22 protein-coding genes and 1 pseudogene are annotated in these 25,021 nt (G+C 60.5%); 7 read left to right on the forward strand and 16 right to left on the reverse strand.

Annotation, left to right across the window (positions count from 1 at the left end):
• Nucleotides 1-50 precede the first annotated feature (50 nt).
• From ACVWYU_RS27415 to ACVWYU_RS27455, 9 genes are all read right to left on the reverse strand, one after another.
• Nucleotides 51-857, reverse strand: a complete 807-nt coding sequence (locus tag ACVWYU_RS27415; protein WP_457374176.1) for a DUF4892 domain-containing protein — start codon at nt 855-857, stop codon at nt 51-53.
• A gap of 8 nt (nt 858-865) precedes the next feature.
• Nucleotides 866-1,525, reverse strand: coding sequence for a glutathione S-transferase family protein (locus tag ACVWYU_RS27420; RefSeq protein WP_090324475.1), 660 nt, complete (start codon nt 1,523-1,525; stop codon nt 866-868).
• Nucleotides 1,526-1,575: 50 nt separating this feature from the next.
• Complete coding sequence (locus ACVWYU_RS27425) at nt 1,576-2,430, reverse strand: alpha/beta hydrolase (protein WP_090324477.1); 855 nt, start codon at nt 2,428-2,430, stop codon at nt 1,576-1,578.
• Nucleotides 2,427-3,233 (reverse strand): alpha/beta fold hydrolase, encoded by an 807-nt coding sequence (locus ACVWYU_RS27430; RefSeq protein ID WP_390957064.1) that lies wholly within the window; start codon nt 3,231-3,233, stop codon nt 2,427-2,429. The genes ACVWYU_RS27425 and ACVWYU_RS27430 overlap by 4 nt, the downstream gene beginning before the upstream one ends.
• 233 nt (nt 3,234-3,466) lie before the next feature.
• Nucleotides 3,467-3,910 carry a hotdog fold thioesterase gene (locus ACVWYU_RS27435; RefSeq protein ID WP_090324480.1) on the reverse strand — a complete coding sequence of 148 codons (444 nt, stop codon included), beginning with the start codon at nt 3,908-3,910 and terminating at the stop codon, nt 3,467-3,469.
• A gap of 32 nt (nt 3,911-3,942) precedes the next feature.
• Nucleotides 3,943-5,610 (reverse strand): AMP-binding protein, encoded by a 1,668-nt coding sequence (locus ACVWYU_RS27440; protein ID WP_457374177.1) that lies wholly within the window; start codon nt 5,608-5,610, stop codon nt 3,943-3,945.
• A gap of 106 nt (nt 5,611-5,716) precedes the next feature.
• A complete protein-coding gene (sixA, locus tag ACVWYU_RS27445; RefSeq protein ID WP_247257905.1) occupies nt 5,717-6,172 on the reverse strand; it encodes a phosphohistidine phosphatase SixA in 456 nt (151 codons plus the stop codon).
• Nucleotides 6,169-6,516, reverse strand: a complete 348-nt coding sequence (locus tag ACVWYU_RS27450; RefSeq protein WP_090324485.1) for a DUF4389 domain-containing protein — start codon at nt 6,514-6,516, stop codon at nt 6,169-6,171. The genes sixA and ACVWYU_RS27450 overlap by 4 nt, the downstream gene beginning before the upstream one ends.
• A 30-nt stretch (nt 6,517-6,546) precedes the next feature.
• Nucleotides 6,547-7,572 (reverse strand): NAD(P)H-dependent glycerol-3-phosphate dehydrogenase, encoded by a 1,026-nt coding sequence (locus ACVWYU_RS27455; RefSeq protein WP_247257904.1) that lies wholly within the window; start codon nt 7,570-7,572, stop codon nt 6,547-6,549.
• Between the two features lie 351 nt (nt 7,573-7,923).
• Between ACVWYU_RS27455 and ACVWYU_RS27460 the strand changes: the two are divergent.
• The 6 genes and pseudogenes from ACVWYU_RS27460 to ACVWYU_RS27485 all read left to right on the forward strand — a co-directional run.
• Nucleotides 7,924-8,205 (forward strand): annotated as a pseudogene (locus tag ACVWYU_RS27460) (TonB-dependent receptor); the annotation flags it as partial.
• A gap of 1 nt (nt 8,206) precedes the next feature.
• Complete coding sequence (locus ACVWYU_RS27465; protein WP_457374178.1) at nt 8,207-9,139, forward strand: ABC transporter substrate-binding protein; 933 nt, start codon at nt 8,207-8,209, stop codon at nt 9,137-9,139.
• Nucleotides 9,136-11,028 carry an ATP-binding protein gene (locus ACVWYU_RS27470; RefSeq protein WP_090324490.1) on the forward strand — a complete coding sequence of 631 codons (1,893 nt, stop codon included), beginning with the start codon at nt 9,136-9,138 and terminating at the stop codon, nt 11,026-11,028. Before ACVWYU_RS27465 ends, ACVWYU_RS27470 begins: the two co-directional genes overlap by 4 nt.
• A gap of 247 nt (nt 11,029-11,275) precedes the next feature.
• Nucleotides 11,276-11,791: a 3-hydroxyacyl-[acyl-carrier-protein] dehydratase FabA gene (fabA, locus tag ACVWYU_RS27475; protein WP_090324492.1), complete on the forward strand. Its 516-nt coding sequence runs from the start codon at nt 11,276-11,278 to the stop codon at nt 11,789-11,791.
• 11 nt (nt 11,792-11,802) lie between these two features.
• The gene (gene fabB / locus ACVWYU_RS27480) at nt 11,803-13,023 is read left to right on the forward strand and encodes a beta-ketoacyl-ACP synthase I (protein ID WP_090324493.1); all 1,221 of its coding nucleotides are present in this window, start codon (nt 11,803-11,805) and stop codon (nt 13,021-13,023) included.
• Nucleotides 13,024-13,415: 392 nt separating this feature from the next.
• The gene (locus ACVWYU_RS27485; protein ID WP_090324496.1) at nt 13,416-13,604 is read left to right on the forward strand and encodes a hypothetical protein; all 189 of its coding nucleotides are present in this window, start codon (nt 13,416-13,418) and stop codon (nt 13,602-13,604) included.
• A gap of 70 nt (nt 13,605-13,674) precedes the next feature.
• On the opposite strand, the gene ACVWYU_RS27490 is transcribed toward ACVWYU_RS27485, so the two are convergent.
• From ACVWYU_RS27490 to ACVWYU_RS27520, 7 genes are all read right to left on the reverse strand, one after another.
• Nucleotides 13,675-14,217: a DUF2058 domain-containing protein gene (locus ACVWYU_RS27490; RefSeq protein WP_090324498.1), complete on the reverse strand. Its 543-nt coding sequence runs from the start codon at nt 14,215-14,217 to the stop codon at nt 13,675-13,677.
• A 28-nt stretch (nt 14,218-14,245) separates the two neighbouring features.
• Entirely contained in the window at nt 14,246-15,079 is an 834-nt protein-coding gene (gene mazG, locus ACVWYU_RS27495) for a nucleoside triphosphate pyrophosphohydrolase (protein WP_457374179.1), read from the reverse strand.
• A gap of 138 nt (nt 15,080-15,217) precedes the next feature.
• Nucleotides 15,218-17,461 carry a GTP diphosphokinase gene (gene relA / locus ACVWYU_RS27500; RefSeq protein WP_090324501.1) on the reverse strand — a complete coding sequence of 748 codons (2,244 nt, stop codon included), beginning with the start codon at nt 17,459-17,461 and terminating at the stop codon, nt 15,218-15,220.
• A 123-nt stretch (nt 17,462-17,584) separates the two neighbouring features.
• On the reverse strand, nt 17,585-18,937 hold the full coding sequence (rlmD, locus tag ACVWYU_RS27505) for a 23S rRNA (uracil(1939)-C(5))-methyltransferase RlmD (protein WP_247257901.1): 1,353 nt from the start codon (nt 18,935-18,937) through the stop codon (nt 17,585-17,587).
• On the reverse strand, nt 18,937-19,839 hold the full coding sequence (cysM, locus tag ACVWYU_RS27510) for a cysteine synthase CysM (RefSeq protein WP_090324505.1): 903 nt from the start codon (nt 19,837-19,839) through the stop codon (nt 18,937-18,939). Before cysM ends, rlmD begins: the two co-directional genes overlap by 1 nt.
• Nucleotides 19,840-19,926: 87 nt before the next feature.
• The gene (locus ACVWYU_RS27515) at nt 19,927-21,330 is read right to left on the reverse strand and encodes a histidine kinase sensor domain-containing protein (RefSeq protein WP_457374180.1); all 1,404 of its coding nucleotides are present in this window, start codon (nt 21,328-21,330) and stop codon (nt 19,927-19,929) included.
• Entirely contained in the window at nt 21,320-22,039 is a 720-nt protein-coding gene (locus tag ACVWYU_RS27520; protein WP_457374181.1) for a response regulator transcription factor, read from the reverse strand. Before ACVWYU_RS27520 ends, ACVWYU_RS27515 begins: the two co-directional genes overlap by 11 nt.
• Nucleotides 22,040-22,254: 215 nt before the next feature.
• On the opposite strand from ACVWYU_RS27520, the gene ACVWYU_RS27525 reads away from it, so the two are divergent.
• Entirely contained in the window at nt 22,255-25,008 is a 2,754-nt protein-coding gene (locus ACVWYU_RS27525) for a response regulator (RefSeq protein ID WP_457374182.1), read from the forward strand.
• Nucleotides 25,009-25,021: the final 13 nt, after the last annotated feature.

Genomic DNA, 25,021 nt, shown 5'->3' on the forward strand with positions numbered 1-25,021 from the left:
AGTTCGCAAAAAAGTAGGCGAACGCGCCGAACGCGTTCACCCGATCAAGCTTAACGCAGCAGTTCAATATGCAGGCCAGAGCCTTCGACGTGGCCGGCTTCCATCCGCGCCGCCCGTACGCCCTGCTCGATCAACGCCTGACGCCAGGCTTCGGCTTTCGGCCCGGAAAGACCGATCCGCAGGGTCGTGTCCAGATTCAGGCCACGGGAGATCAAGCGCAGCCAGGTCTCGTCAGGTGCGTCGGTCAGCTTGGGGAAATCGAGTTCGCCAGTGCTTTTGAGCTCGCGCAACAGGGTTGCGGAGGTCGGCAGCAAATCCCCCAGTGCAGCCGCGGCGTCAAACTGCTCGACGTGCAGGTAAGCTTTGCGATTGCCACGCGTGATGCTGTAGAGCGCCACCAGCGTATCGTTCTTCGGTGCCGCCAGCCGCAACAGCAAATACGCCTGCTCGTTATCGGAGCCATAGAGTTTGGCGTTGCCGAACACTTCATTGGCCCACAGGCTGCTCTCCCCGCAATCACGGGCCTGGCACCAGAACAGCAGTTGGGCGCCCTGCTTCTGCAAGGCTTCGCGGGCGTCGGTGAAGGCTTCTGTCGCCGAATGCTCCGGCGGCAACTCATAGGTCACCGACGTGGCATTGCCGCGGGCGCTGACCTGCCCATCGAAGCGCAGCTGACCGCTGATTTTGCGGATCGAACCCAGTGGATAAATCCGCTCGAGCTCGGCTGCGGGGCGATAGTCGACGATCTGCGCATCGGTCATGCGCGGCAGAATCGGCAAGTCCTGACTGCCGGGAATATCGGCGGCAAACAACAGAGGACTGAAACAGCACAGCGTCAGCAGGTTGAGGGAACGCATCGATACACTCATCGGATCAGCATGGCCTGGGCGCCCTTGACGACACTGGCGTCATCGGTGCGTTCGGGAATACGCAGTCCGCGTTGCACCGCCGGGCGCGCTTCCATTGTCGCCATCCAGCGTTGCAAGGCTGACAAACCGTCCACCGACACACCGGACCACTCGTGGCCACGCACCCATGGGAACGTCGCGATGTCGGCAATGCTGTATTCGCCGGCGAGAAACTCCACGGCTTGCAGGCGCGTATCAAGTACCTCATAGAGACGGCGGGTTTCATGCTGATAGCGGTCGATGGCGCCCTGGAGCTTTTCCGGGAAGTAGCGGAAAAACACATTGGCCTGCCCCTGCATCGGACCGATGCCGCCCATCTGGAACATCAGCCACTGCATCACCACCGAACGCCCTTTCGGGTCGGCGGGCAACAGCTTTCCAGTCATTTCAGCGAGGTAAATCAGGATCGCGCCGGATTCGAACACGGTGAAATCACCGTTAGTACGATCGACAATCGCCGGGATTCGGCCATTGGGGTTGATCTTCAGGAAGTCTGCGGACTTCTGTTCCTTTTTATCGAAACTCAACGCGTGCACCGTGTAGGGCAAGCCGAGTTCCTCGAGCACGATAGAGACCTTGTGGCCATTCGGGGTCGCAGCGGTGTAGAGATCTATCATGGTTGTCTCCCATTTCAACCCGCCCAGCCTCGACAGTTGCCCGGCGCAAGTCAAGGAACGGCGAAGAACCGATTGAAACAGTCTGCGACAAGATCGGCACCGGACTCGTCATTCAGGTGCAAATGATGGCCGCCTGGCAGCTGTTCCCGGCTAAAGGGTAGACGCTCCAGCAGCTCACGATGTTTGGCGAGCATGCCATCGGCGGCAACCACCAGTTTTGCCGGGCAACTGATTCGATCCACGAAGGCCATGGCCTGCTCAGTGGTAAGACGAAGCGGCGATGGCAGCGTGAGGCGGTTATCCGTGCGCCAGGTGTACCCCCCCGGCACTGGCATCAAGCCCCGTTGGGCCAGCAGTTCGGCGGCTTCGCGACTGACCGCCACCAGCCCCTTCATTCGCGCCTCGATGGCCCGATCGAGAGTGGCGTAAACCGGTTTGCGCTTGTCCCGCAGATCCAGTTGCGCTTGCAGGGCCATGCCCATGCGTTCGGCCGCATTTTCGGCTTTGTCCGTAGGTGGAATGATGCCGTCAATCAGCGCCAGATGAGTCACTCGCTCCGGCAACGATCCGGCGATGATCAAAGACGCGATGGCCCCCATGGAGTGTCCCAACAGCGCAAACCTCTTTAATCCAAGCTGTTCGGCGACTTGCAGGACATCGTGGGCGTAGTCCCACATCGCATAACCGGCACCGGTCGGGCGATGCCCGGAATGTCCGTGACCGGCCATGTCCAGGGCGATGATGCGCAAGCCTTTGAGCTTGGGCGCCAGGCGCGCGAAGCTGTTGGCGTTGTCCAGCCAGCCATGCAGCGCAATCACCGGCAAACCCTCTTCCGGGCCAAACAAGTGCGCCGCCAGCTCGATGTGCGGCAGGCTCAAGCGCACTTCTTCAACGACCTGGCTCATGCGCAATCCTGTTGGCGACGACCGTCCCAGCGGCTGAACAGTTTTTTCAGCAACATCGCGGTGTCTTGCGGACGTTCGAGAGGAAACATGTGGCCACCGGGCATGGTCAAGGACTCGCCCAATGGCAGGCGCCCGACCGAACTGGCGTGATGACGCATCACCACCCGGCTGCTGCGCCCGCGAACCACCGCCAAAGGCACTTTCAATTGCCGTGGTCGGCCAGGGCTGGTGTGGGGCACGCCACGGTAAATGCTGATTTCCGTGGCCGGATCGAAGCGCAGGCGCAGCTTGTCGCCCACCTTGTACAAACCGTGCTGCAGGTAAGCGTCGAAGCAGTCCGGATCGAAGCCGCGAAACAGGGTCTTGCCGGCAAAATAGTGACGGGCGCTTTCCAGATCGGCGAACTCTTCACGCCGTCCCAGGGTGCGACCGGCCGGGGTTAGCCGGTCGATGAACCCAAAGCGCTTGGCGGCCCGGATCACCCACTGATCGGTACGGGTCAGCACCGGAGAGTCGAGCATCACCACGCCGCGATAAAGTTCAGGGCAGCGCAACGCCGCGTGCAGATGCAATACGCCGCCAAAGGAATGACCGACGCCCCAGACCGGTTCCGGTTGCTGCTCCAGGTGATGGATCAGTTCGTCTACCAGGTTGTACCAATTGTCGTCTGCCGGGAAACGCGGGTCATGAGCATGCTGCTCCAGATGCGCCACCTGATACTCGGGCGCCAGCGCCGCGAACAACTTGCCATAGGTCCCCGAAGGAAACCCGTTGGCGTGGGCGAAAAATATCTGCTGCGACATACCGACGATCCATCAACGAAACCAAAGCACGATTGTCCGCAAGACTGCGCCCCGCAGCAATGACCGTAACTGACAGGAATGATGACAGTCCGGCCAAACCCATGAACCTGTGGCGAGCGAGCTTGCTCGCGTTCGGCTGCACAGCAGCCGTCATGTGCGGAGGCCCCGGGCAAGTGTGATTGGGGCCGCTTCGCGATCCAACGGGAGCAAGCTCCCTCGCCACAACACAGGGATCAACGCGCTGGTGGATTTTGTCCCAACGGCACCACGGCCATGGTCAACCGCGATACACAACTGGCCTTGCCCTCGTCGCTGGTCAGGCGAATGTCCCAGACATGGGTCGTGCGGCCGATGTGAATCGGCTTGGCCACCGCCGTCACCCGCCCGCTGCGCAGGCCACGCAGATGGTTGGCGTTGATTTCCAGGCCCACACAATAGAACTTGCTGGCGTCGATACACAGGTAACTGGCCATGGAGCCAACCGTTTCGGCCAGCACCACAGAGGCGCCGCCGTGCAGCAAACCATAAGGCTGATGGGTGCGATGGTCGATGACCATGCTCGCGGTCAGCGACTCGTCGTCAAAGGCTTCGAAGCGGATATCCAGCACTTCGCCAATGGTGTTTTTCTGGATGGCATTCAACTGCTCGATGTTGGGAGTGGTGCGCCACAAACTCATCGCTACTTTCCTTTGTTGGTTTTGTTCGTGACTCAATCCTGCCACAGCACCGCCTCGCTGCGCTCGCTCCATTCCGCGAAACGCTCACCGTAAGTGGCTTCTATCACGTTACGCTTGATTTTCAGGGTCGGCGTGAGGAAGCCGTTTTCCACCGCCCAGCTGTCCTTGACCACCACCAGACGCCGCAAGCGTTCGTGCTTGTCGAGGGCGCCATTGACCTCCTCCAGCAACTTTTCCAGGCTTGAGTGAAGGCCGGCGCGCGCCGCACCATCCGCATCCTGCTGTCCGACCGCCGACAGCACGCACAGCCCCAGTGGCGCAATCAAGCCATCGCCGACCACACACACCTGTTCAATCCGCGAATGCACCGCCAAACGATTTTCGATGGGAGCCGGGGCCACGTACTTGCCTTTGCTGGTCTTGAAGATTTCCTTCAGGCGTCCGGTCAGGCGCAGATTGCCTTCGGCGTCTTGCTCGCCCTTGTCGCCGGTGCGCAGGAAGCCATCCTCGGTAATGGTGTCGGCGGTTTTCTGCGGCTCCTTGAAATAGCCGAGCATGGTCGAACCGCTACGCACCAGGACCTCGCCCGAGTCGTCAATGCGCACCTCGACTTCCGGACAGGGCTTGCCGATCCACCCCGGTTTGTTCTGACCCGGCAGGCCAATGTGCGAATAACCGCAGTTCTCGGTCATGCCATAGACCTCCAGCACATCCAGCCCGAGCTTGCGGTACCACAACAGCAAGGCCTGCGGCACTGGCGCCGCGCCGGAGAGGGCCACGCGCAAGGCGTCCAGCCCCAGGCCGGCGAGGACTTTGTGCCCGACCCGCTTGCCAATGATCGGCAGGCCAAGGAGGAAGTCGAGACGCTTTGCCGGGATCTTGCTGTAGACGCCCATCTGAAACTTGGTCCAGATCCGCGGTACGCCAAACAACGCGGTCGGCCGGGCGCGGCGCAAATCGGTCAGAAACGTGTCGAGGCTTTCGGCAAAAAATACCGTCTGCCCGGTATAGATCGACGCCAGCTCGACGAACATCCGCTCGGCGACATGGCACAACGGCAGATAGGACAACAGTCGGTCTGACTCGTTGAGGCCGAACAATCGGGTGCCATGGGTCGTGGCAAACCCCAGGTTGCCGAAACTGTGCATCACGCCTTTGGGCAACCCGGTGGTGCCGGAGGTGTAAATGATGGTCGCCAGTTGATCGGCGGCGGGTTTGGGGTCGTCCTGGATGGGGGAACTGCGTTTCAGCTCGGCCCAACTGAAATCGAATCTGCCCGGCGGATGCAGCGGCAGGCTGATGGTCGGCAGATCCGTGCTGACTCCACTGGACATGCTCGGCCAATCGTCGAGTTTGCCAATGAAGGCCAGCGCCGCTTCCGAATGCGCCAGCACCTGGGCCACGGACTTGGCAGTCAGATTCGGGTACAGCGGCACTGATACATGCCCGGCCATCCAGATCGCCAGGTCGGCAATGATCCAGTGGGCACAGTTTTTCGAGATGAGTGCGATGTGACTGCCCTGGGGCAATTCCCGCGCCCGCAGCCAGTGGGCGGCGCATCGGGCCTGATGGCCGACGTCGGCCCAGGTCAGCGTTTCGACCTCCCCGCCCCCCACGGGCTGGACCAGAAAGCGCTGGCGGGGATGACGGGCCTCGCGCTCGTAGAAAACGTCCAGAGGCAAACGAAAAGCAGCAGACATGCGACTCGCTCCTTTATTTTGGTCTGGAGCAAGCGTAGTCAACCAAGCAAGTGCTTGGTTGACTATTTCGCAGAAAAACGTTTGATCGCATTCCTGCTAAACGCGGTTAGGGGTGTTTGATGCCCTTGAGCTTCATCGACCCGATCAGCAATTCATCGCCATTGATTTCGGCCAGTCCGGCGGTACCGACCTTCTCCGGCGGATGCCCGGCGCCATGTTGCAGGTAGCTCAGCAGGTTCCCCACCAGCGGGTTGTGACTGACCAGCAAGACATTACTCACCGACACCAGTTGCTCGGCCACCTTGTCCGGATCGGTTTCCGGCGTGAGCCATTCGACAGTACGGATCTCCGGTTCGAAACCCAGTGCGTCTCGTACAAGTTGCGCCGTTTCCTGCGCTCGCAAGTAGGGGCTGGCATAGATTGCGGTGAGCGGCTGGCCGATCAACAACGCCGCGCTGCGCAGTACTTCTTCACGACCGTGGGCGGTCAACGCCCGCTCCGAATCATGGTGTTTGGAACCGTGAGGTTCAGCTTCACCATGACGCAATACCCAGAGTTTCATAGCTTGGGTTCCTCATCTCGGGCCGGATGCGGAGCTGGCGCCACGACGTGCGGCGCTTCACCTTCCGGCGTACGCGGCGTTGGCCAGTCGGCGAACGGCCAGGGTTTCTGGTCGCTGTGAAAACTGCCGAAACGACCGATCTGGGCCAGAAACTGACTCAGGCTGTCGCCGAAATTCATCAGGCTGGCGCTCGGGGCGCCATAGATCAAACGATAGATCAACTGCACCAGCACCACGGCGCCAAGGATGAACTGCGCCACTTGCCAGACCAGCAAGAACACGATCATCCACAGTACCCGCAGCAGGATGGACTCGTATTTGGCTTCTATTTTTTGATCGCTCATGTCTCGCTCCGTTCCTGTTACATAGAGGGCTCAGTTGAAGCCGCTGGTGGAAATGAAATCGACGTCCGTCTTCGGCTCCGCGCGCATCAGCAGCTCGATTACCTGCTCCAGCGTGCGCCCTTCGAACAGGATCGCATGCAGCCCGGCGACCAGCGGCATATACACACCGACCTCCTGAGCCTTGGCCTTGAGCACTTTCAGGGTATTGACGCCTTCTGCGACTTCGCCCAGGCGATTGACCGCCTCGTCCAGGCTCAAACCCTGGCCGAGGGCGAAACCGACCTGATAGTTACGGCTTTTCGGCGACGAGCAGGTGACGATCAAATCACCCACGCCCGCCAGCCCCAGAAAGGTCATCGGGTTGGCGCCCTGATTCACCGCGAAGCGGGTCATTTCCGCCAATGCCCGGGTGATCAGCATGCTCTTGGTGTTTTCCCCCATGCCCAGCGCCACTGCCATGCCGGCGATGATCGCGTAGACGTTTTTCAACGCCCCGCCCAGCTCCACACCGAAACGGTCGGCGCTGGCGTAGACGCGAAAGGTACGACCGTGCAACGCGGCCTGAACCCGCTGACAGAGCTCTTCGTCTTCACTGGCGACCACTGTGGCGGTCAGTGCGTGCTCGGCCACTTCTCGGGCCAGGTTCGGCCCGGACAACACGCCGATGCGTGCTTGCGGAGCGATTTCCTCAAGGATCTCGCTCATCAGTTTGAAGGTGTGGGCTTCGATGCCTTTGGTCAGGCTGACCAGAAACTTGCCGCGCAAACGCTCGGCATGCGGGGCCAGCACCGAGCGCAACGCGCTGGATGGCAGTGCGACGAAACACAGGTCGCAGGCCTCCAGGGTGGCTTGCAGATCCGTGACCGGTGTCACACCGGGCAGGATCTTGATGCCTTTGAGGTAACGCGGGTTCTCACGATTGACCCGGATGGCCTCGGCCTGCTCGGGGTCACGCATCCACTGCAAGACCTGATGACCGTTTTCAGCCAGCAGATTAGCCACGGCGGTACCAAAACTTCCGCCTCCCAGGACCGCAATCGGGCGCTGTTCAGTCATATGCAATCCGTTAATCCATACCAGTGGCGATGTCGGCATTATACGGAGCGGCCCAGTGGCGGCCAGCCCCCGCGTCAATTAGCGGCGCATGTGCAAAGAAGTCCAACAAAGCCGCGGAAAATGCTGACATCGTGACTGGAAAAGTCTTACAGCTCGTTTAACATGCGCGCCATCACTCGCTAACAAGGAAGCGTCGTGCCACTGGGTTCTTCCTCACCTCGCTCGCCGTTGGTCATGGCGCTGGCTCTCAGCTCGCCATTGCAGGCTGACGACTTGTTCCTCGACAGCGAAACACTCCCGCCAGTGCTCACGGCCATTCGCCTGAAACAATCACCGGCCGCCGTGCCGGGGAGCCCCTCCCTGGATGCGCAGCAGACTGCGCGTCACAGCGGCTCCGCCGATTCGGACCACGAATGGAACCGTGCACGCCTCTACTATAGTGACGAAGCCCTCAACGACTACGGCTTTGAACGAGTCGATACTTGCATCGCCAAACACATCCGCCTGGGCAAGGCCAACCTGGAATTGGCCGGCGTGCTTGAGCAACGACTCGTCTATCAGCCCACCAGCTTCGTCGACAACCACTACGACGAGCGCCGGGTGATGCACTTCAGCGCGGAACTGGCGTTTTAAGATGCAGCATTATCGGTTGCCCAGGACGCCAACCGTTGGCCATCTACTGGTCATGTTGTGCCTGGTGGTCAGTGGCTGGATGAGCAGCCTGGCGGTCCACGCCGCGGACATTCTGCTCACCGGTATCGAAGACAACCCCGGCGTACAGTCCTTCACCCAGGCCTTGCGCGAATTGCGACCTGGCGACAACGTGCGTTTCCAGCCGCTGGCCGACCTGCCGGCACCAGGCAAGCTGCCTGGCAATATCCGATTGATTCTGCTCGACCTGCCGAGCCTCGACTGGCGCCTGCAAGACAGCCATGGTCCGGCGACACTGGTGCTGCGCATCAGCCGCCTGCAGGCGCGGCAACACCTGGGCGACGCCCTGCCGGCGCACCTCAGCCTGCTGTGGAGCGATCCGCCCTTGGGCCGTCAATTGCGCCTGATCCAAATCCTTTTGCCTCAGGTCAAACGGGTTGGCGTGCTGTTCGACAACCACAGCGAGTTTTTGCTCAAGGAACTGCGCCAGGCCGCTCTGCCATTGGGTCTTGAAGTGGTCACCGAGCGCTGGGATAACACCCTCGACAACCGTCCGTTACAGAACCTGCTGAAAAACAGCGATGTGCTGCTGGGCTTAGACGATCCGGACCTGTACAACCCGAAAACCGCGAAAAATCTGCTGCTCAGCAGCTATGCCCGACAAATGGCGCTGATCGGCCCCAATGCCGGCTTCGTCAAGGCCGGGAGCCTGGCCAGCACCTACAGTGATCAAAGCGATTGGCTGGCGATGCTCGGCGACTTGCTCGACCAGCCACCCGCCAGTTGGCCACGCACGCACTACGCGCGGCGCTTCAAAGTCTCGAGCAACGCGCAAGTGGCGCGCTCGCTGGGTATCGAACAGATAAATGAAGCAGCTGTCGCAGCATTGTTGGCAGAAGGAGAACGCCGCCCATGACCTTCCGTCGTCGTTGGGACATCAACACCCGGACCCAGCTCATCAGCCTGGGCCCTGCCCTGCTGCTGACACTGCTGTTGATCAGCTTCTTCACATTCGTACGGCTCCAGGACCTGCGCCAGGAGCTCAACCACACAGGTCAGTTGATCGCCAACCAACTGGCGCCGGCGACCGAGTACGGGGTGATATCCGGCAACAATGAAGTGCTGGACAGCCTGCTGAAGGCCACATTGGCAACGCCCAATGTACATTTTCTGGAAATCCAGGACAGCGCCAACCGGATTCTGGTGCACGTCGAGCAACCGTCGGCCCGCCCACGCCAGGTCGAAGTGTTCCAGGCGCCGGTGCGGCTGCAACGGGTACCACTGCACAATGATTTTTTCCAGAGTGGCAACAGCGCGGCCACGGCTCCTGCCGAAGACTATCTGGGTCGGGTGATCGTCGGACTGTCCAGTGACGCGTTCAGTCAGCGCCAGCAGGAAATCCTGCTCAAGGCCGGTATTCTGGCGCTGTTCGCGCTGTTGTTCACCTTTCTGGTCGCCCGGCGCCTGGCGGGAAGCCTCTCGCAACCGATCCGGGACATCGGCGACGCGGTCAAGGCGATCCAGAACGGTGACTATAAGACCCCCTTGCCCATCGTCGACGACACCGAGCTGGGCGCCCTGTCGCAACACATCAACAACCTCGCCAGCGGCCTCGAACAGGCCAGCCGTGAACAGCAGCAGGCAATGGCGCAATTGATCCAGACCCGCGAAGAAGCGGAAAAGGCCAACAACGCCAAGTCAGATTTCCTCGCCATGATGAGTCACGAACTGCGCACGCCCATGAACGGTGTGCTGGGCATGCTGCAGTTGCTGGAAACCACCGACATGACCGAGGAACAGGTCGAATACGCCGCACTGGCATCCGAGTCCACTGAACACCTGCTCAAAGTCATCAACGACATTCTGGATTTCTCGCGCATCGAACGTTCGGAACTGGAGCTGGAACATATTCCTTTCAACCTCGCGGACCTGATCAGCGCCTGCGCGCAGTCATTCCAGCACAGCGCCGTGCAGCGCGGGCTTGATCTGCAGTTGCAGATCCCCGACGACATGCGCGGGCTTCAGGTTCAGGGCGACCCGACGCGCATCCGGCAGATTCTGGTCAATCTGGTCGGCAATGCGCTGAAGTTCACCGAGCAGGGTCGCGTCACCATCGAATCGCAGTGGCAATCCCTCGATCACGAATTGTTGTGGTTTACCTGCACCGTACGTGACAGCGGAATTGGCATTTCGGCGCAAAGCCTGGAATTGATGTTCAACGCGTTCCAGCAGGCTGACAGTTCCATTTCAAGGCGTTACGGAGGCACCGGACTGGGCCTGCCGATCGCCCGCACCCTGGCCGAACGCATGGGCGGCACCTTGCGTGCCCAAAGCGAGGAAGGCCGGGGCTCGGTATTCACGCTGGAAATTCCTCTGGCGCTCTACCAACAGCCATTGCCGGCACGTTCACTCCGCGCGCCCAGCGGCAAGGGTGACGGTGAGGGCCGCAATGTATTGCTGGTCGAGGACAATCCGGTCAACCAGACGGTTATCGAAGCCATGTTGCGCAGCCTGGGCTTTACGGTCAGTGTCGCGGCCGATGGTGCGCAGGCCGTGCGCAGTGCCGAGAGCCTGATTTTCGAAGCGATCCTCATGGACTGCCGATTGCCGATCATCGACGGCTACGAGGCCACTCGCCAGATCCGCCAACTGCCCGGTTGCACCGACCTGCCGATCATCGCCCTGACCGCCAATGCCTTGCAGGGCGACCGTGAAGCCTGCTTGTCGGCGGGGATGAACGATTACCTGGCCAAGCCCTTCAAACGGGTTGATCTTCAGCAAATTCTGCAACGCTGGGTGCAGTAGTACAGGCCTTTCGACCATCTGTGACTGGCGTGAAAGTCGAAAGTGCGGCAGTCTTAGGCACCCGAACAGGCCCGAAAAGGGGCTTGAATAAAAATTTCAGTGCACAAGTGTACATTCATGTCCTTGGTGCTGTGACTTTCACCACAACGCAATAGTCTATGAGTAGGCTGCCGGTTCGAGGCATGAACGCTTCGATCGGCCGGGAAGATTTGCCCCACCTGCCGCATGGGACTATTGAGGAGCTCGCATGACCAAACAAAACGCCTTTACCCGGGAAGACCTGCTGCGCTGCAGTCGCGGTGAGCTGTTCGGCCCAGGTAACGCGCAACTGCCCGCCCCCAACATGCTGATGGTTGATCGCATCACCCTGATCAACGAAGAGGGTGGCAAGTACGGCAAAGGTGAATTGGTCGCCGAGCTGGATATCACCCCGGACCTGTGGTTCTTCGCCTGCCATTTCGAAGGCGATCCGGTGATGCCGGGCTGCCTGGGCCTCGACGCCATGTGGCAACTGGTCGGTTTCTTCCTCGGCTGGCAAGGCCTGCCGGGCCGCGGCCGCGCCCTGGGTTCGGGCGAAGTCAAATTCTTCGGCCAGGTCCTGCCGACCGCCAAGAAAGTCACCTACAACATCCAGATCAAACGCGTGCTCAAGGGCAAGCTGAACCTGGCCATCGCCGATGGTTCGGTCACTGTCGACGGTCGCGAGATCTACACCGCCGAAGGCCTCCGGGTCGGCGTTTTCACCTCCACTGACAACTTCTAAGGGTTATCCGCATGCGCCGCGTCGTTATCACTGGTCTGGGCATTGTTTCGTGCCTGGGCAATGACAAAGAGACCGTCTCCGCTAACCTGCGTGCAAGCCGCCCTGGCATCCGGTTCAACCCGGAATATGCTGAAATGGGTCTGCGTAGCCAGGTTTCCGGCTCCATCGACCTTCCCCTCGAAGAACTGATCGATCGCAAGATCTATCGCTTCGTCGGCCACGCGGCGGCTTACGCCTACCTGGCCATGAAAGATGCCATCGCTGACTCCGGCCTGACCGAAGAGCAAGTGTCGAACCCGCGTACCGGCCTGATCGCCGGTTCCGGCGGTGCCTCCACGCTGAACCAGATGGAAGCGCTGGACATCCTGCGCGAGAAAGGCGTCAAGCGCGTCGGCCCATACCGTGTAACGCGGACCATGAGCAGCACCGTTTCTGCTTGCCTGGCCACGCCATTCAAGATCAAGGGCCTGAACTACTCCATCGCTTCTGCCTGCGCCACCAGTGCTCACTGCATCGGTACCGCCATGGAACAGATCCAGATGGGCAAGCAGGACATCGTATTCGCCGGCGGCGGTGAAGAAGAGCATTGGAGCCAGTCGTTCCTGTTCGACGCCATGGGCGCACTGTCCAGCAAGCGCAACGACACCCCGGAACAAGCCTCCCGCGCTTATGACGCCGACCGTGACGGCTTCGTCATTGCTGGCGGTGGCGGCATGGTCGTGGTTGAAGAGCTGGAACACGCTCTGGCCCGCGGCGCGAAAATCTACGCGGAAATCGTTGGCTATGGCGCGACGTCCGACGGCTACGACATGGTCGCCCCGAGCGGCGAAGGCGCCATCCGCTGCATGCAGATGGCGATGTCCACCGTTGATGCTCCGATCGACTACCTGAACACCCACGGCACCTCGACTCCGGTTGGCGACGTTGCGGAAATGAAAGGTGTGCGCGCTGTCTTCGGTGACAAGGCTCCAGCCATCAGCTCCACCAAGAGCCTGTCGGGTCACTCCCTGGGCGCCGCCGGCGTTCACGAAGCGATCTACTGCATGCTGATGATGGAAGGCAACTTCATGGCGGGCTCCGCCAACATCGACGAACTGGACCCGGAAGTGGCCGACCTGCCAATCCTGACCAAGACTCGTGAAGATGTCGCCTTCAACACCGTGATGAGCAACAGCTTCGGTTTCGGTGGCACCAACGCCACGCTGGTACTGAAGCGCTGGCAGGGTAAGTAATACCCCGCCGTTTCGCTGCACACGAAAACGCCCCGACTGGTTCGGGGCGTTTTTTTGCCTGGAAAACGCAAAGCCCCGTGGGCGAGATTGCTCCGGGCGCGCTCCGACGATGGCGGTGTATCAGTGATGCGTCCTCATCGCGAGCAAACTCTCTCCCATAGGGGTTCCGGCCAGTGTCGAACCGGGGGGTTATCCTCAATGCGAACATGAAGCTTTTGTCATGAAACTTAACGGCCTGCGACTGAATGTCGCGGCCTGCAAGGCCTGCGAGACTTTGCCCGATTTTGCAAAAGTCTGTTTCCAAATCGAAGAGTTTACTTAGCAAGCTAACAAAACATATAACAGAATCCTGCACACGCCTTGCTGCAGATAAACAAGATTGGAGCTAGCAGATGACTGTAAAAGTAACTGAACGCGACGATTCACATAAATCCCACGAAGGCGTAGCCGCCGGTATCCGCATCTGGGATGTGCATCAACAGGGCTTGTTGGTCGGGATGTTCCATAACGAAATCGACGCTCACAACTATAGGGCCGAACTGGAACTGCTGGAACGGCAACGAGAGCAGCAGTCCGCATAAGCCATGACAGCATTGAAAACGACAAACCCCGCCATGAGCGGGGTTTGTCGTTGTTGCAGTCGTTAACGACTTACCACATCAGATCGTCAGGGATCTGATAGGCCGCGTACGGATCGTCCTCGGCCGCGACTTCTTCGGTCTGCACATTCAGTTGCACGATACGTTGCGGATCGCGCTCCTGGATCTTCAGGGCCGCTTCACGCGGGATCACTTCATAGCCACCACCGTGGTGCACGATGGCCAGCGAACCGTTGCTGAGCTTATTGCGCATCAGGGTGTTGACCGAGATTCGCTTGACCTTCTTGTCGTCGACGAAGTTGTAGTAGTCCTCGGTCGTCAATTTCGGCAGGCGCGTGACTTCGATCAGTTGCTTGACCTGCGCGGCACGGGCTTTTGCCTCGGCCTTCTCCTGCTGCTGACGGTTGAGTTCCTGATCGCGCTTGACCTTCTCGGCCATGGCTTCCTGAGCCGCACGCTGCTGGGAGTCATCGAGTTCGATCTGGCCTTTGTGGGCCAGACGCTGCTGCTTCTGTTTCTCTTTGCTGACCTGCTTGGCCTGCTTCTGGTTGACCAGCCCTGCTTTGAGCAACTGGTCGCGGAGGGAAATGCTCATGGTGCTTATTACTCACTTAGGCAACTGCTCAACCGCAGCTGGGCAAATTCTTTTCCTGACGTTTGGCTTCGCCCCACAGGGCGTCCAACTCTTCGAGGGTGCAATCTTCCATGGGACGATGGGTGTCGCGCAATGCCTGTTCGATAAAACGGAAACGTCGTTCGAACTTGCTGTTGGCCCCACGCAGCGCGGTTTCCGGATCAACCTTGAGGTGGCGCGCCAGATTGACCACGGAAAACAGCAGGTCGCCGACCTCGTCGGCAATCGCGCCCGAGTCGTTGTCGGCCATCGCCTCAAGTATTTCATCAAGCTCTTCACGGACCTTGTCCAGCACCGGCAAGGCATCCGGCCAATCGAAACCAGCCTGCCCGGCACGCTTCTGCAATTTGGCTGAACGGGACAACGCCGGCAGTGCGGCGGGAACATCATCAAGCAAGGACAGTTGCTGGGGCGCGGATGACTTCTCGGCCCGTTCTTCGGCCTTGATCTCTTCCCAGCGTTGCTTGACCTGCTCTTCGCTCAAACGCGGGACATCCAGCGGCGCGTACAGATCGCCGGTGGGGAACACGTGTGGATGCCGGCGAATCAGTTTGCGGGTAATGCTGTCGACCACACCGGCGAATTCGAAACGCCCTTCTTCCCGGGCCAGCTGGCTGTAGTAAACCACCTGGAACAGCAGATCGCCCAACTCACCCTGCAAGTGATCGAAGTCACCACGCTCGATGGCGTCGGCGACCTCGTAGGCTTCTTCCAGGGTATGCGGGACGATGGTGGCGTAGGTTTGCTTGATGTCCCACGGGCAACCGTACTGTGGGTCGCGCAGGCGGCTCATGAGGTGCAGCAGGTCTTCGAGTGAATACATCGTTCAATCTCTGTCCGCTCCCTGTAGGAGCGAGCCTGCTCGCGATGGATCAGAGAGCGGCGCCTTCATCCAGACAGCACGCGTCATCGTTAACGTCCATCGCGAGCAGGCTCGCTCCTACAGAAAAGCGCTCCCGTTTTATGGCGTACGGTTACGCCGGGTTTCAATGATGTTCGGCAACTGGGAAATCCGCCCCAGCAACCGCCCCAGCGCATCCAGGCCCGGAATCTCGATGGTCAGGGACATCAGCGCGGTGTTGTCCTCTTTGTTCGAGCGTGTGTTGACCGCCAGTACGTTGATCCGCTCGTTGAGCAACACCTGCGACACGTCACGCAGCAGACCGGAACGGTCGTAGGCGCGAATGACGATGTCCACCGGGTAAGTGAGCACCGGCACCGGCCCCCAGCTGACCTGGATGATCCGCTCCGGCTCGCGCCCGGCCAGTTGCAGCACCGAGGCGCAGTCCTGGCGGTGAATGCTCACGCCACGGCCCTGGGTGATGTAACCGACGATCGCATCGCCCGGCAATGGCTGGCAGCAGCCCGCCATCTGGGTCATCAGGTTGCCGACGCCCTGGATCTGGATATCGCCGCGCTTGCCTGGCTTGTAACCGGTGGCCTTGCGCGGAATCAGTTCCAGCTGCTCGTTGCCGCGCTCCGGCTCGACCAGTTGCTGCGCCAGGTTGACCAGTTGCGCCAGGCGCAGATCGCCGGCGCCGAGCGCGGCGAACATGTCCTCGGCGGTCTTCATGTTGGCCTTTTCGGCCAATTTGTCGAAGTCCACCTGCGGCAAGCCAAGGCGGTTGAGTTCACGCTCCAGCAGGGTCTTGCCGGCAGCGACGTTCTGGTCGCGCGCCTGCAATTTGAACCAGTGGACGATCTTCGCCCGTGCCCGCGACGTGGTGACGTAACCCAGGTTCGGGTTCAGCCAGTCCCGACTCGGAGTGCCGTGCTTGCTGGTGATGATCTCGACTTGTTCACCGGTTTGCAGGCTGTAGTTGAGCGGCACGATGCGCCCGTTGATCTTGGCGCCACGGCAGTTATGACCGATCTCGGTGTGCACGCGGTAGGCAAAGTCCAGCGGCGTCGCGCCCTTCGGCAAGTCGATGGCGTGACCGTCAGGGGTGAAGATGTAGACCCGATCAGGTTCGATATCGACCCGCAACTGCTCCGCCAGACCGCCAATGTCACCCAGTTCCTCATGCCACTCGAGCACCTGACGCAGCCAGGAAATTTTCTCTTCGTAGTGGTTGGAGCCGGACTTGACGTCGGTGCCTTTGTAACGCCAGTGCGCGCAGACACCCAACTCGGCTTCTTCGTGCATCGCGTGGGTGCGGATCTGTACTTCCAGCACCTTGCCTTCCGGGCCGATCACCGCCGTGTGCAACGAGCGGTAACCGTTCTCCTTGGGGTTGGCGATGTAGTCATCGAACTCTTTCGGGATGTGCCGCCACAAGGTGTGGACGATACCCAGCGCGGTGTAGCAGTCGCGCATTTCCGGGACCAGCACACGCACGGCGCGCACGTCGTAGATCTGGCTGAATTCCAGACCCTTGCGCTGCATTTTGCGCCAGATCGAATAGATGTGTTTGGCCCGGCCACTGATGTCGGCCTCGACGCCGGTCGCCTGCAATTCGTTTTTCAGCTGGCTCATCACGTCGCTGATGAATCGCTCGCGATCCAGGCGCCGCTCGTGGAGCAGCTTGGCAATCTGTTTGTACTGGTCAGGCTCAAGGTAACGGAAGGACAAGTCCTCCAGCTCCCACTTGATGTGACCGATACCCAGGCGATGGGCGAGCGGCGCATAGATGTCGAAGACTTCGCGGGCCACGCGGTTGCGCTTCTCGTCGTCGGCGGTTTTCACCGCACGGATCGCGCAAGTGCGCTCGGCCAGTTTGATCAGCGCGACGCGAACATCGTCGACCATGGCCACGAGCATTTTGCGCAGGTTTTCGACCTGGCCCTGAGTGCCCATCACCATGGATTTACGCGGACTCAGACTGTCGCTGATCGCCGCCATGCGTTGCACGCCGTCGATGAGTTTGGCCACCACCGGACCGAAGCGCTGGCTGACCGCGGGCAGTTGAATCTGGCCTTCGCGCACGCCACGGTACAAGACCGCGGCGACCAGCGAATCCTGATCGAGCTTGAGGTCGGCGAGAATCTCGGCGATCTCAAGGCCGGTGCGGAAACTCGAGTTTCCTTCCGACCACAGGTTCTTCGCCGCATTGGCTTGTTGTTCGGCCTCACGAGCGTACTCGCAGGCTTCTTTCAAGGCTTCGCGATCCAGTGCCAGATCGACACTGACCGCGTGATCGAGCCAAGCCTCGAGATTGATACTGCCGTCGGTGTTGATCGGCTGGTGTGCTCTCACCTGTACCATCTTGCTTACCTTCCCTACGACGCAGATTCAATGCGTCAAAATCGCTGACCTTCGATGCCCATGAGCCCACGTCGGGCTGGTGCGCGGCTGCACGGGCGGGCCAGTCGGACCAGACGAGCCTTCCTAGCTCGCTTCAAATAACGCCATGGCCTCGACATGTGCCGTTTGAGGAAACATATCGAGAATCCCGGCACGTTTTAACCGGTAGCCCTGCTTGATCAATTCGACCGTGTCGCGCGCCAAAGTTGCCGGGTTGCACGATACATACACCAACCGTTCGGCGCCCAGAGATTTGAGCTTGCGCACTACCTCGAAAGCACCGTCACGGGGTGGGTCCAAGAGTACCGCACAAAAGCCTTCGGCGGCCCATTCGGCGTCGGTCAAAGGCTGGGATAAATCGGCCTGAAAAAACTTCGCGTTATGCAGATTATTGCTAACGGCGTTCGCGGCTGCCCGCTCGACCATCACCTGCACCCCTTCCACTGCCACCACCTCACGTACGCTCTGCGCCAGCGGCAAGGCAAAGTTGCCCAGGCCACAGAAGAGGTCGAGAACACGTTCATCCGCAGTTGGCTTCAACCATGCCAGCGCCTGGGCAACCATCGCTTCGTTGACCCCGGCGTTGACCTGAATGAAATCCCCGGGCCGATACGCCAGCTCCAGATTCCACGGTTCCAGGCGATAGCCCAACGACTGATCGGCCTCGACCGGTTGCGGCTCGCCGTCACCGTGCAGCCACAACTGGGCTTCATGCAACGCGCAGAAATCCTTGAGGATGGTCATGTCACTTTCGGACAACGGCGCCATGTGCCGCAGCAACACGGCCAACGATGAACCGCTGAACAACTCCACATGACCGAGTGCCTGAGGCTTGCTCAAGCGCCGCAGCATTTCCGGCAAACCGGCCATGATGGGCTGCAAGGGTTGTACCAGCACCGGGCATTGATCAATGGCGACGATGTCCTGGCTGCCGGCGGCGCGGAAACCCACTTCGAGTTTTTTCGCCTTCATGTCCCAGCGCACAGCCACTCGGGCACGGCGACGATAAGCGAATTCCGGACCGCTCAAAGGAGCCGCCCATTCTTCGGGTTCGACACCCGCGACCTTCGACAATTGCTCGGCGAGCATGCGCTGTTTCAGGGCAAGTTGTTCGTTGTGCGGTAGATGCTGCACGCTGCAACCACCGCAGCGGCCGGCATGGGCGCACGGCATCGGGCGGCGCAGCTCGCTGGCCTTGAACACCCGTTCGGTGCGCGCCTCGACCACTTTGCCGTGGGCACCGAGCACGCGCGCCTCGATTTCTTCACCGGCCAACGCGCCGATGACGAACCAGGTGCGGCCTTCGAAAAACGCGATGCCGCGACCGTCATTGGCCAGGCGCTCGATGGTCAGGCGCTGTTTTTTGCCGGTCGGGACTTGCGGGGCCTTGCTGCCGCCGGTGGGCTGGAAGCGCAGGCCTCTTTCGTGCTTGGCCATCAGTTGGGCGCGTCGAAAATGCCGGTCGACAGGTATCGGTCGCCACGGTCGCAGATGATCGCGACGATCACCGCGTTTTCAACTTCCTTTGACAGACGCAGCATCGCCGCCACCGCACCGCCCGAGGATACGCCGCAGAAAATGCCTTCTTCGCGGGCCAGGCGACGGGTCACGTCTTCGGCTTCGCTTTGGGCCATGTCGACGATACGGTCCACCCGATCGGCCTGGTAGATCTTCGGCAGATATTCCTGTGGCCAGCGACGGATGCCCGGGATCGCCGAACCTTCCATTGGCTGCAAGCCGATGATCTGCACGCTCTCGCTCTGCTCTTTCAAATAGCGCGAGACGCCCATGATCGTGCCGGTGGTGCCCATGGAGCTGACGAAATGGGTGATGGTGCCCTGGGTCTGGCGCCAGATTTCCGGGCCAGTGGTGGTGTAGTGCGCCTCGGGATTGTCGCCGTTGGCGAACTGATCCAGCACCTTGCCACGGCCTTCGGCCTCCATGCGCTGGGCAAGGTCGCGGGCGCCTTCCATGCCTTCTTCCTGGCTGACCAGAATCAGCTCGGCACCGTAGGCGGTCATCGCGGCCTTGCGTTCGGCACTGGAGTTGTCCGGCATGATCAGGATCATCTTGTAACCCTTGATCGCGGCAGCCATGGCCAGGGCGATCCCGGTATTACCCGAGGTCGCTTCGATCAGCGTATCGCCGGCGTGGATCTGCCCGCGCAGTTCGGCGCGGGTGATCATCGACAGCGCCGGACGGTCCTTGACCGAACCCGCCGGGTTGTTCCCTTCGAGCTTGAGCAAAAGGGTGTTGCTGGTGTTGCCAGGCAAGCGCTGCAAACGGACCAGCGGAGTGTTGCCGACGCAATCGGCGATGGTTGGGTACTGCAAGGTCATGGCGTATTCGCAATCCAGACTGCGGGGGCGCCTATCATACCGGCAAACCGGGTCAGGCCATATCACGCAAAGTGTGGTGCTTATGGCTTATGGGTATAAGGGCGGAATTTGCAGAAGGTGGGTGCTCTCGACCGCGTCATCAGCCAACAAGCGCAAATTCATCCGCAGCCCCTTCCCGGTATTCTCCGCCCAGATTGTCCCCCCCTGACGCAGCACGGCATTCCTCGCGATGCTCAACCCCAACCCAAACCCGCCATTCCCCCGCCGCGAGTCATCGAGACGAGTGAACGGCAGGAAAATCCGCTCCAGATCATCTTGCGCCACGCCACCGCCCTGATCTTCCAGCCATAAATGCCAGTAGCGGCCATCACGCCGACCGCCGAGGTGGACAATGCCGCCCGCGGGTGAATGTCGAATGGCGTTACGCAGTATGTTTTCGAGGGCCTGGGCCAGGGTGTTGAGATGGCCGCGTACCCAGCAGGACGCATCCACTGAACATCGCAGCTGCGCTTCGGGCCAGCCACTTTCATAACAGGCGTTTTCCATGAGCATCTCCCACAGCGCCTGAATCTGGATCGCTTCATCGGGCAGTCGAGTGCGCCCGGTGTCGAGCCAGGCCAGTTGCAGCGTGTCTTCCACAAGACGCTGCATGCCATCGACCTCACGGCCAATGCGTTCGCGCAATGGCTCCAGCCCCTGCTCGCTTTCACTGGCAACTCTCAGGCGACTGAGTGGCGTGCGCAATTCGTGGGACAGGTCGCGCAGCAATTGCTGTTGCAAGGCCACCGTACTTTGCAGGCGTTCGGACATGTGATCGAACGCCCTGCCCAACTCGCCCAATTCATCCGTACGATTGGTGGTGCGACTCGACAGCCGCACATTCAACTGGTCGGCACGCCAGGCATTGGCCTGTTCACGCAGGTGATTGAGCGGCACCACCAGTAAACGGTAGAGCCCCACGCACAGCAGCAGGGTGAACAGCCCAGGAATCACCCCATTGGTGATCACCCGCCAGAAAACTGTGTAGCGCCCGGGCATGTACCGCTGGGGCAATTCAATCACCAGACTGCCGGCGTACGGATCGCCGGGAAACGGCAGACGCAGCCATGGCAGGCCTTTGCGGTGAATGGGCCAATCGATACGGCGCAGAAAGGTCAGCTGCTGGACTTCTTCGTCGCTCAGGGGCTGGCTACTGAGCGACTGCAAATCTCCATCGATGACGCCAACCCAGCCGGATTCCTGCTGGCGCATATTTTTCAGCCAGCGATCGACGCCCGCCTGCTGCCCCTGCTGCCCCTGCTGCCACGCTTGCTCGGCTTCGGCGGCATAGCGTCTCAAGGTGTTGCGAGCCTCCTCCGACAGATACTGGTTTTGCTCTTCCATGTAGCGGCCCCAGGACCAGCTCAACCAAATCATCAGCAGACAGAATGCCACCAACAGGCAAGCCAGTTTCCAGAACAGCGAATGCCGTCCCGGAAAGTTACAGGTCATCGGTGGCACTCAGGATGTAGCCCTTGCCCCAGACCGTGCGCAGTTCACGCTCGGTGTAGCCGATGGCCTTGAGCTTGCGGCGAATCTGACTGATGTGCATGTCCAGACTACGGTCATGGGCGGCGTAGCCTCGTTGCAGTACATGCTGATAGAGGAAGGCCTTGCTCAACACGTCATCGCCATGGCGGTCCAGGGTTTCCAGCAGTCGATATTCACTGCGGGTCAGGCCCGCGGCCTGCCCGGTATAAAACACGTCGAAGCGTTCATCGTCGAAATGCAGGCTGTCCATCGAGGGGGTAACCGCTGTCGGCATCGGCCGACGGTCGAGCGCGACCCGGCGCAGGATCGCTTCAATGCGCACCCGCAGCTCCACCATGCTGAAGGGTTTGGGCAAGTAGTCATCGGCCCCGAGGCGAAAGCCGCTGATGCGATCCTCTTCGGCGCCAAGCGCCGACATCAGCAAGACCGGAGTGGAATGGCTGCGGCGCAGTTGCGTCAACACCGACAGCCCGTCCAGGCCTGGCAGCAAAATATCCATCAGCACCACATCGAAGGCTTGCTCGCGGGCAACCTTCAGACCTTCCTGGCCGTTCTGGCACCAGGTCACCTGAAAGCCGCTGCGACCCAAATGCTCGTGAACATATGCACCGAGGACGAGGTCGTCTTCAATGGAGAGGATACGTGGATGGCCAACTGCAATAGGCGTCATGAGTATCTGCAAATAACTCTCAGTTGATAATTATTCAAGATTGCACCGTCCACGGCAACCCAAGGGCTTGAGCTGAACGAAAAGACGCCGGGATGAGCGACGAATGACGACAACAATTTTACGAAGATTGCCTGCCTGCAAATCGCTACACTGCGCAAGTGGCGCGTGCCGGACGCACGTGCAGCTCTATAAATAGCGGGATGCAGGAGAAGTGCGTGCTCAAGAATCTTGGAATTAAAGGCCGCGTGCTGTTGCTGACTCTATTGCCGACCAGCCTGATGGCGTTGGTCCTGGGCGGCTATTTTACCTGGATGCAGCAATCCGACCTGCAAACCCAACTCATGCAGCGCGGCGAAATGATCGCCGAGCAACTGGCACCGCTGGTGGCCCCGGCCATGGGACACAAGAACAGCGAACTGCTGGAGCGCATCGCCACACAGTCCCTGGAGCAACCGGATGTGCGTGCCGTGACCTTTCTCGCACCGGACCGTACGCCGCTGGCCCACGCCGGCCCAACCATGGTCACCCAGACACCGTCGGGCGATGGTACGCAGATGCTGCGCCGCAGCGGCAGTGACGCCACGCGCTATCTGTTGCCGGTTTTCGGCAAACACCGCAACCTGGCCGGCGACCTGATTCCCGATGAAACCGACCGCCTCCTGGGCTGGGTCGAACTCGAACTGTCCCATAACAGCATGCTGCTACGCGGCTACCGCAGCCTGTTTGCCAGCCTGCTGATGATTGCAGCCGGCCTGAGCGGCGCGGCGCTGCTGGCATTGCGTATGGGCCGCACCATCAATCGGCCGCTGAATCAGATCAAGCAAGCCGTGGCTCAGCTCAAGGACGGACATCTGGAAACCCGTCTGCCGCCCCTCGGCAGCCAAGAGCTGGATGAACTGGCGTCAGGGATCAACCGCATGGCCGGCACCCTGCAAAATGCCCAGGAAGAATTGCAGCACAGCATCGATCAGGCCACCGAAGACGTGCGCCAGAACCTCGAAACCATCGAAATCCAGAACATCGAACTCGATCTGGCGCGCAAGGAAGCGCTGGAGGCGAGCCGGATCAAATCCGAGTTCCTCGCCAACATGAGCCATGAAATCCGCACGCCGCTCAACGGCATCCTCGGTTTCACTCATCTGCTGCAAAAAAGCGAATTGACCCCGCGCCAGCTCGACTACCTGGGCACCATCGAAAAGTCCGCCGACAGCCTGCTGGGCATCATCAACGAAATCCTCGACTTCTCGAAAATCGAGGCCGGCAAACTGGTGCTCGACCATATTCCGTTCAATCTGCGCGACTTGCTGCAGGACACCCTGACCATCCTCGCCCCAGCCGCCCATGCCAAACAGCTGGAGCTGGTGAGCCTGGTTTACCGCGACACGCCACTGTCACTGGTGGGCGACCCGCTGCGCCTCAAGCAGATCCTCACCAACCTTGTGAGCAACGCGATCAAGTTCACCCGTGAAGGCACCATCGTCGCCCGGGCCATGCTCGAAGAAGAACACGAAGACAGCGTGCAGTTGCGCATCAGCATTCAGGACACCGGCATCGGCCTGTCTAACCAGGACGTGCGCGCGCTGTTCCAGGCCTTCAGCCAGGCCGATAATTCGCTGTCGCGACAACCTGGCGGCACGGGGCTGGGGCTGGTGATCTCCAAGCGCCTGATCGAACAGATGGGGGGAGAGATTGGCGTCGACAGTACGCCGGGCGAGGGATCGGAATTCTGGATCAGCCTCAACCTGCCCAAGACCCGCGACGACACCGAGGACCTGCCCGGCCCACCGTTGCTTGGACGGCGGGTGGCGGTACTGGAAAACCACGAACTGGCCCGCCAGGCGTTGCAGCATCAACTGGAAGACTGCGGCCTCGACGTCACACCGTTCAACAACCTGGAAAGCCTGACCAACGGCGTAACCGGGGTCCACCAGACTGAACAGGCGATCGACCTGGCCGTGCTGGGAGTCACCAGCAACGACATGCCGCCGGAACGCCTCAACCAGTACATCTGGGACCTCGAACACCTGGGCTGCAAAGTGCTGGTGCTGTGCCCGACCACGGAACAGACGCTGTTCCACCTCTCGGTTCCCAACCCCCACAGCCAACTGCAGGCCAAACCGGCCTGCACCCGTAAACTGCGTCGCGCGCTGTCCGATCTGGTCAACCCGCGCCAATCGCGTAACGAACCCGGCGAACCGGTTTCCAGCCGTGCGCCGAAGGTGCTGTGCGTCGACGACAATCCGGCCAATCTGCTGTTGGTGCAAACCCTGCTCGAAGACATGGGCGCCAAGGTGCTCGCGGTGGAAAGTGGTTATGCCGCCGTCAAAGCGGTACAGAACGAGACATTCGATCTGGTGCTGATGGACGTGCAGATGCCCGGCATGGACGGACGTCAAAGCACTGAAGCAATTCGACAGTGGGAAAGCGAACGGCATTGCACGCCGCTGCCCATCGTCGCCCTCACCGCCCATGCCATGGCCAACGAAAAACGCGCCTTGCTGCAAAGCGGCATGGATGACTACCTGACCAAACCAATCAGCGAGCGGCAACTGGCGCAAGTGGTACTGAAATGGAGTGGCCTGGCGCTGCGCAACCAGCGTCCGGAGCGTTCGGGCGAGAGCCACGGCGGTGCCTTTGAATTGCAGGTGCTCGATCACGAAGAAGGTTTGCGCCTGGCCGCCGGCAAGGCCGATCTTGCGGCGGACATGCTGGCGATGTTGCTGGCGTCGCTGGAAGCAGACCGTGAAGCGATCCGCCAGGCGCAGGAAAGCCACGACCACAATGCCCTGATCGAACGAGTCCATCGCCTGCACGGCGCCACCCGCTATTGCGGCGTTCCACAACTGCGCGCTGCCTGCCAGCGCAGCGAAACCCTGCTCAAGCAACAGGACCCGAAAGCCTTCGGCGCTCTCGAAGAACTCGACCGGGCAATCAATCGCCTGGCCGCCCAGGCGCGTATCAATGCCTGATGCACTTTCCAGG

This window comes from Pseudomonas sp. TE12234, assembly GCF_054061835.1.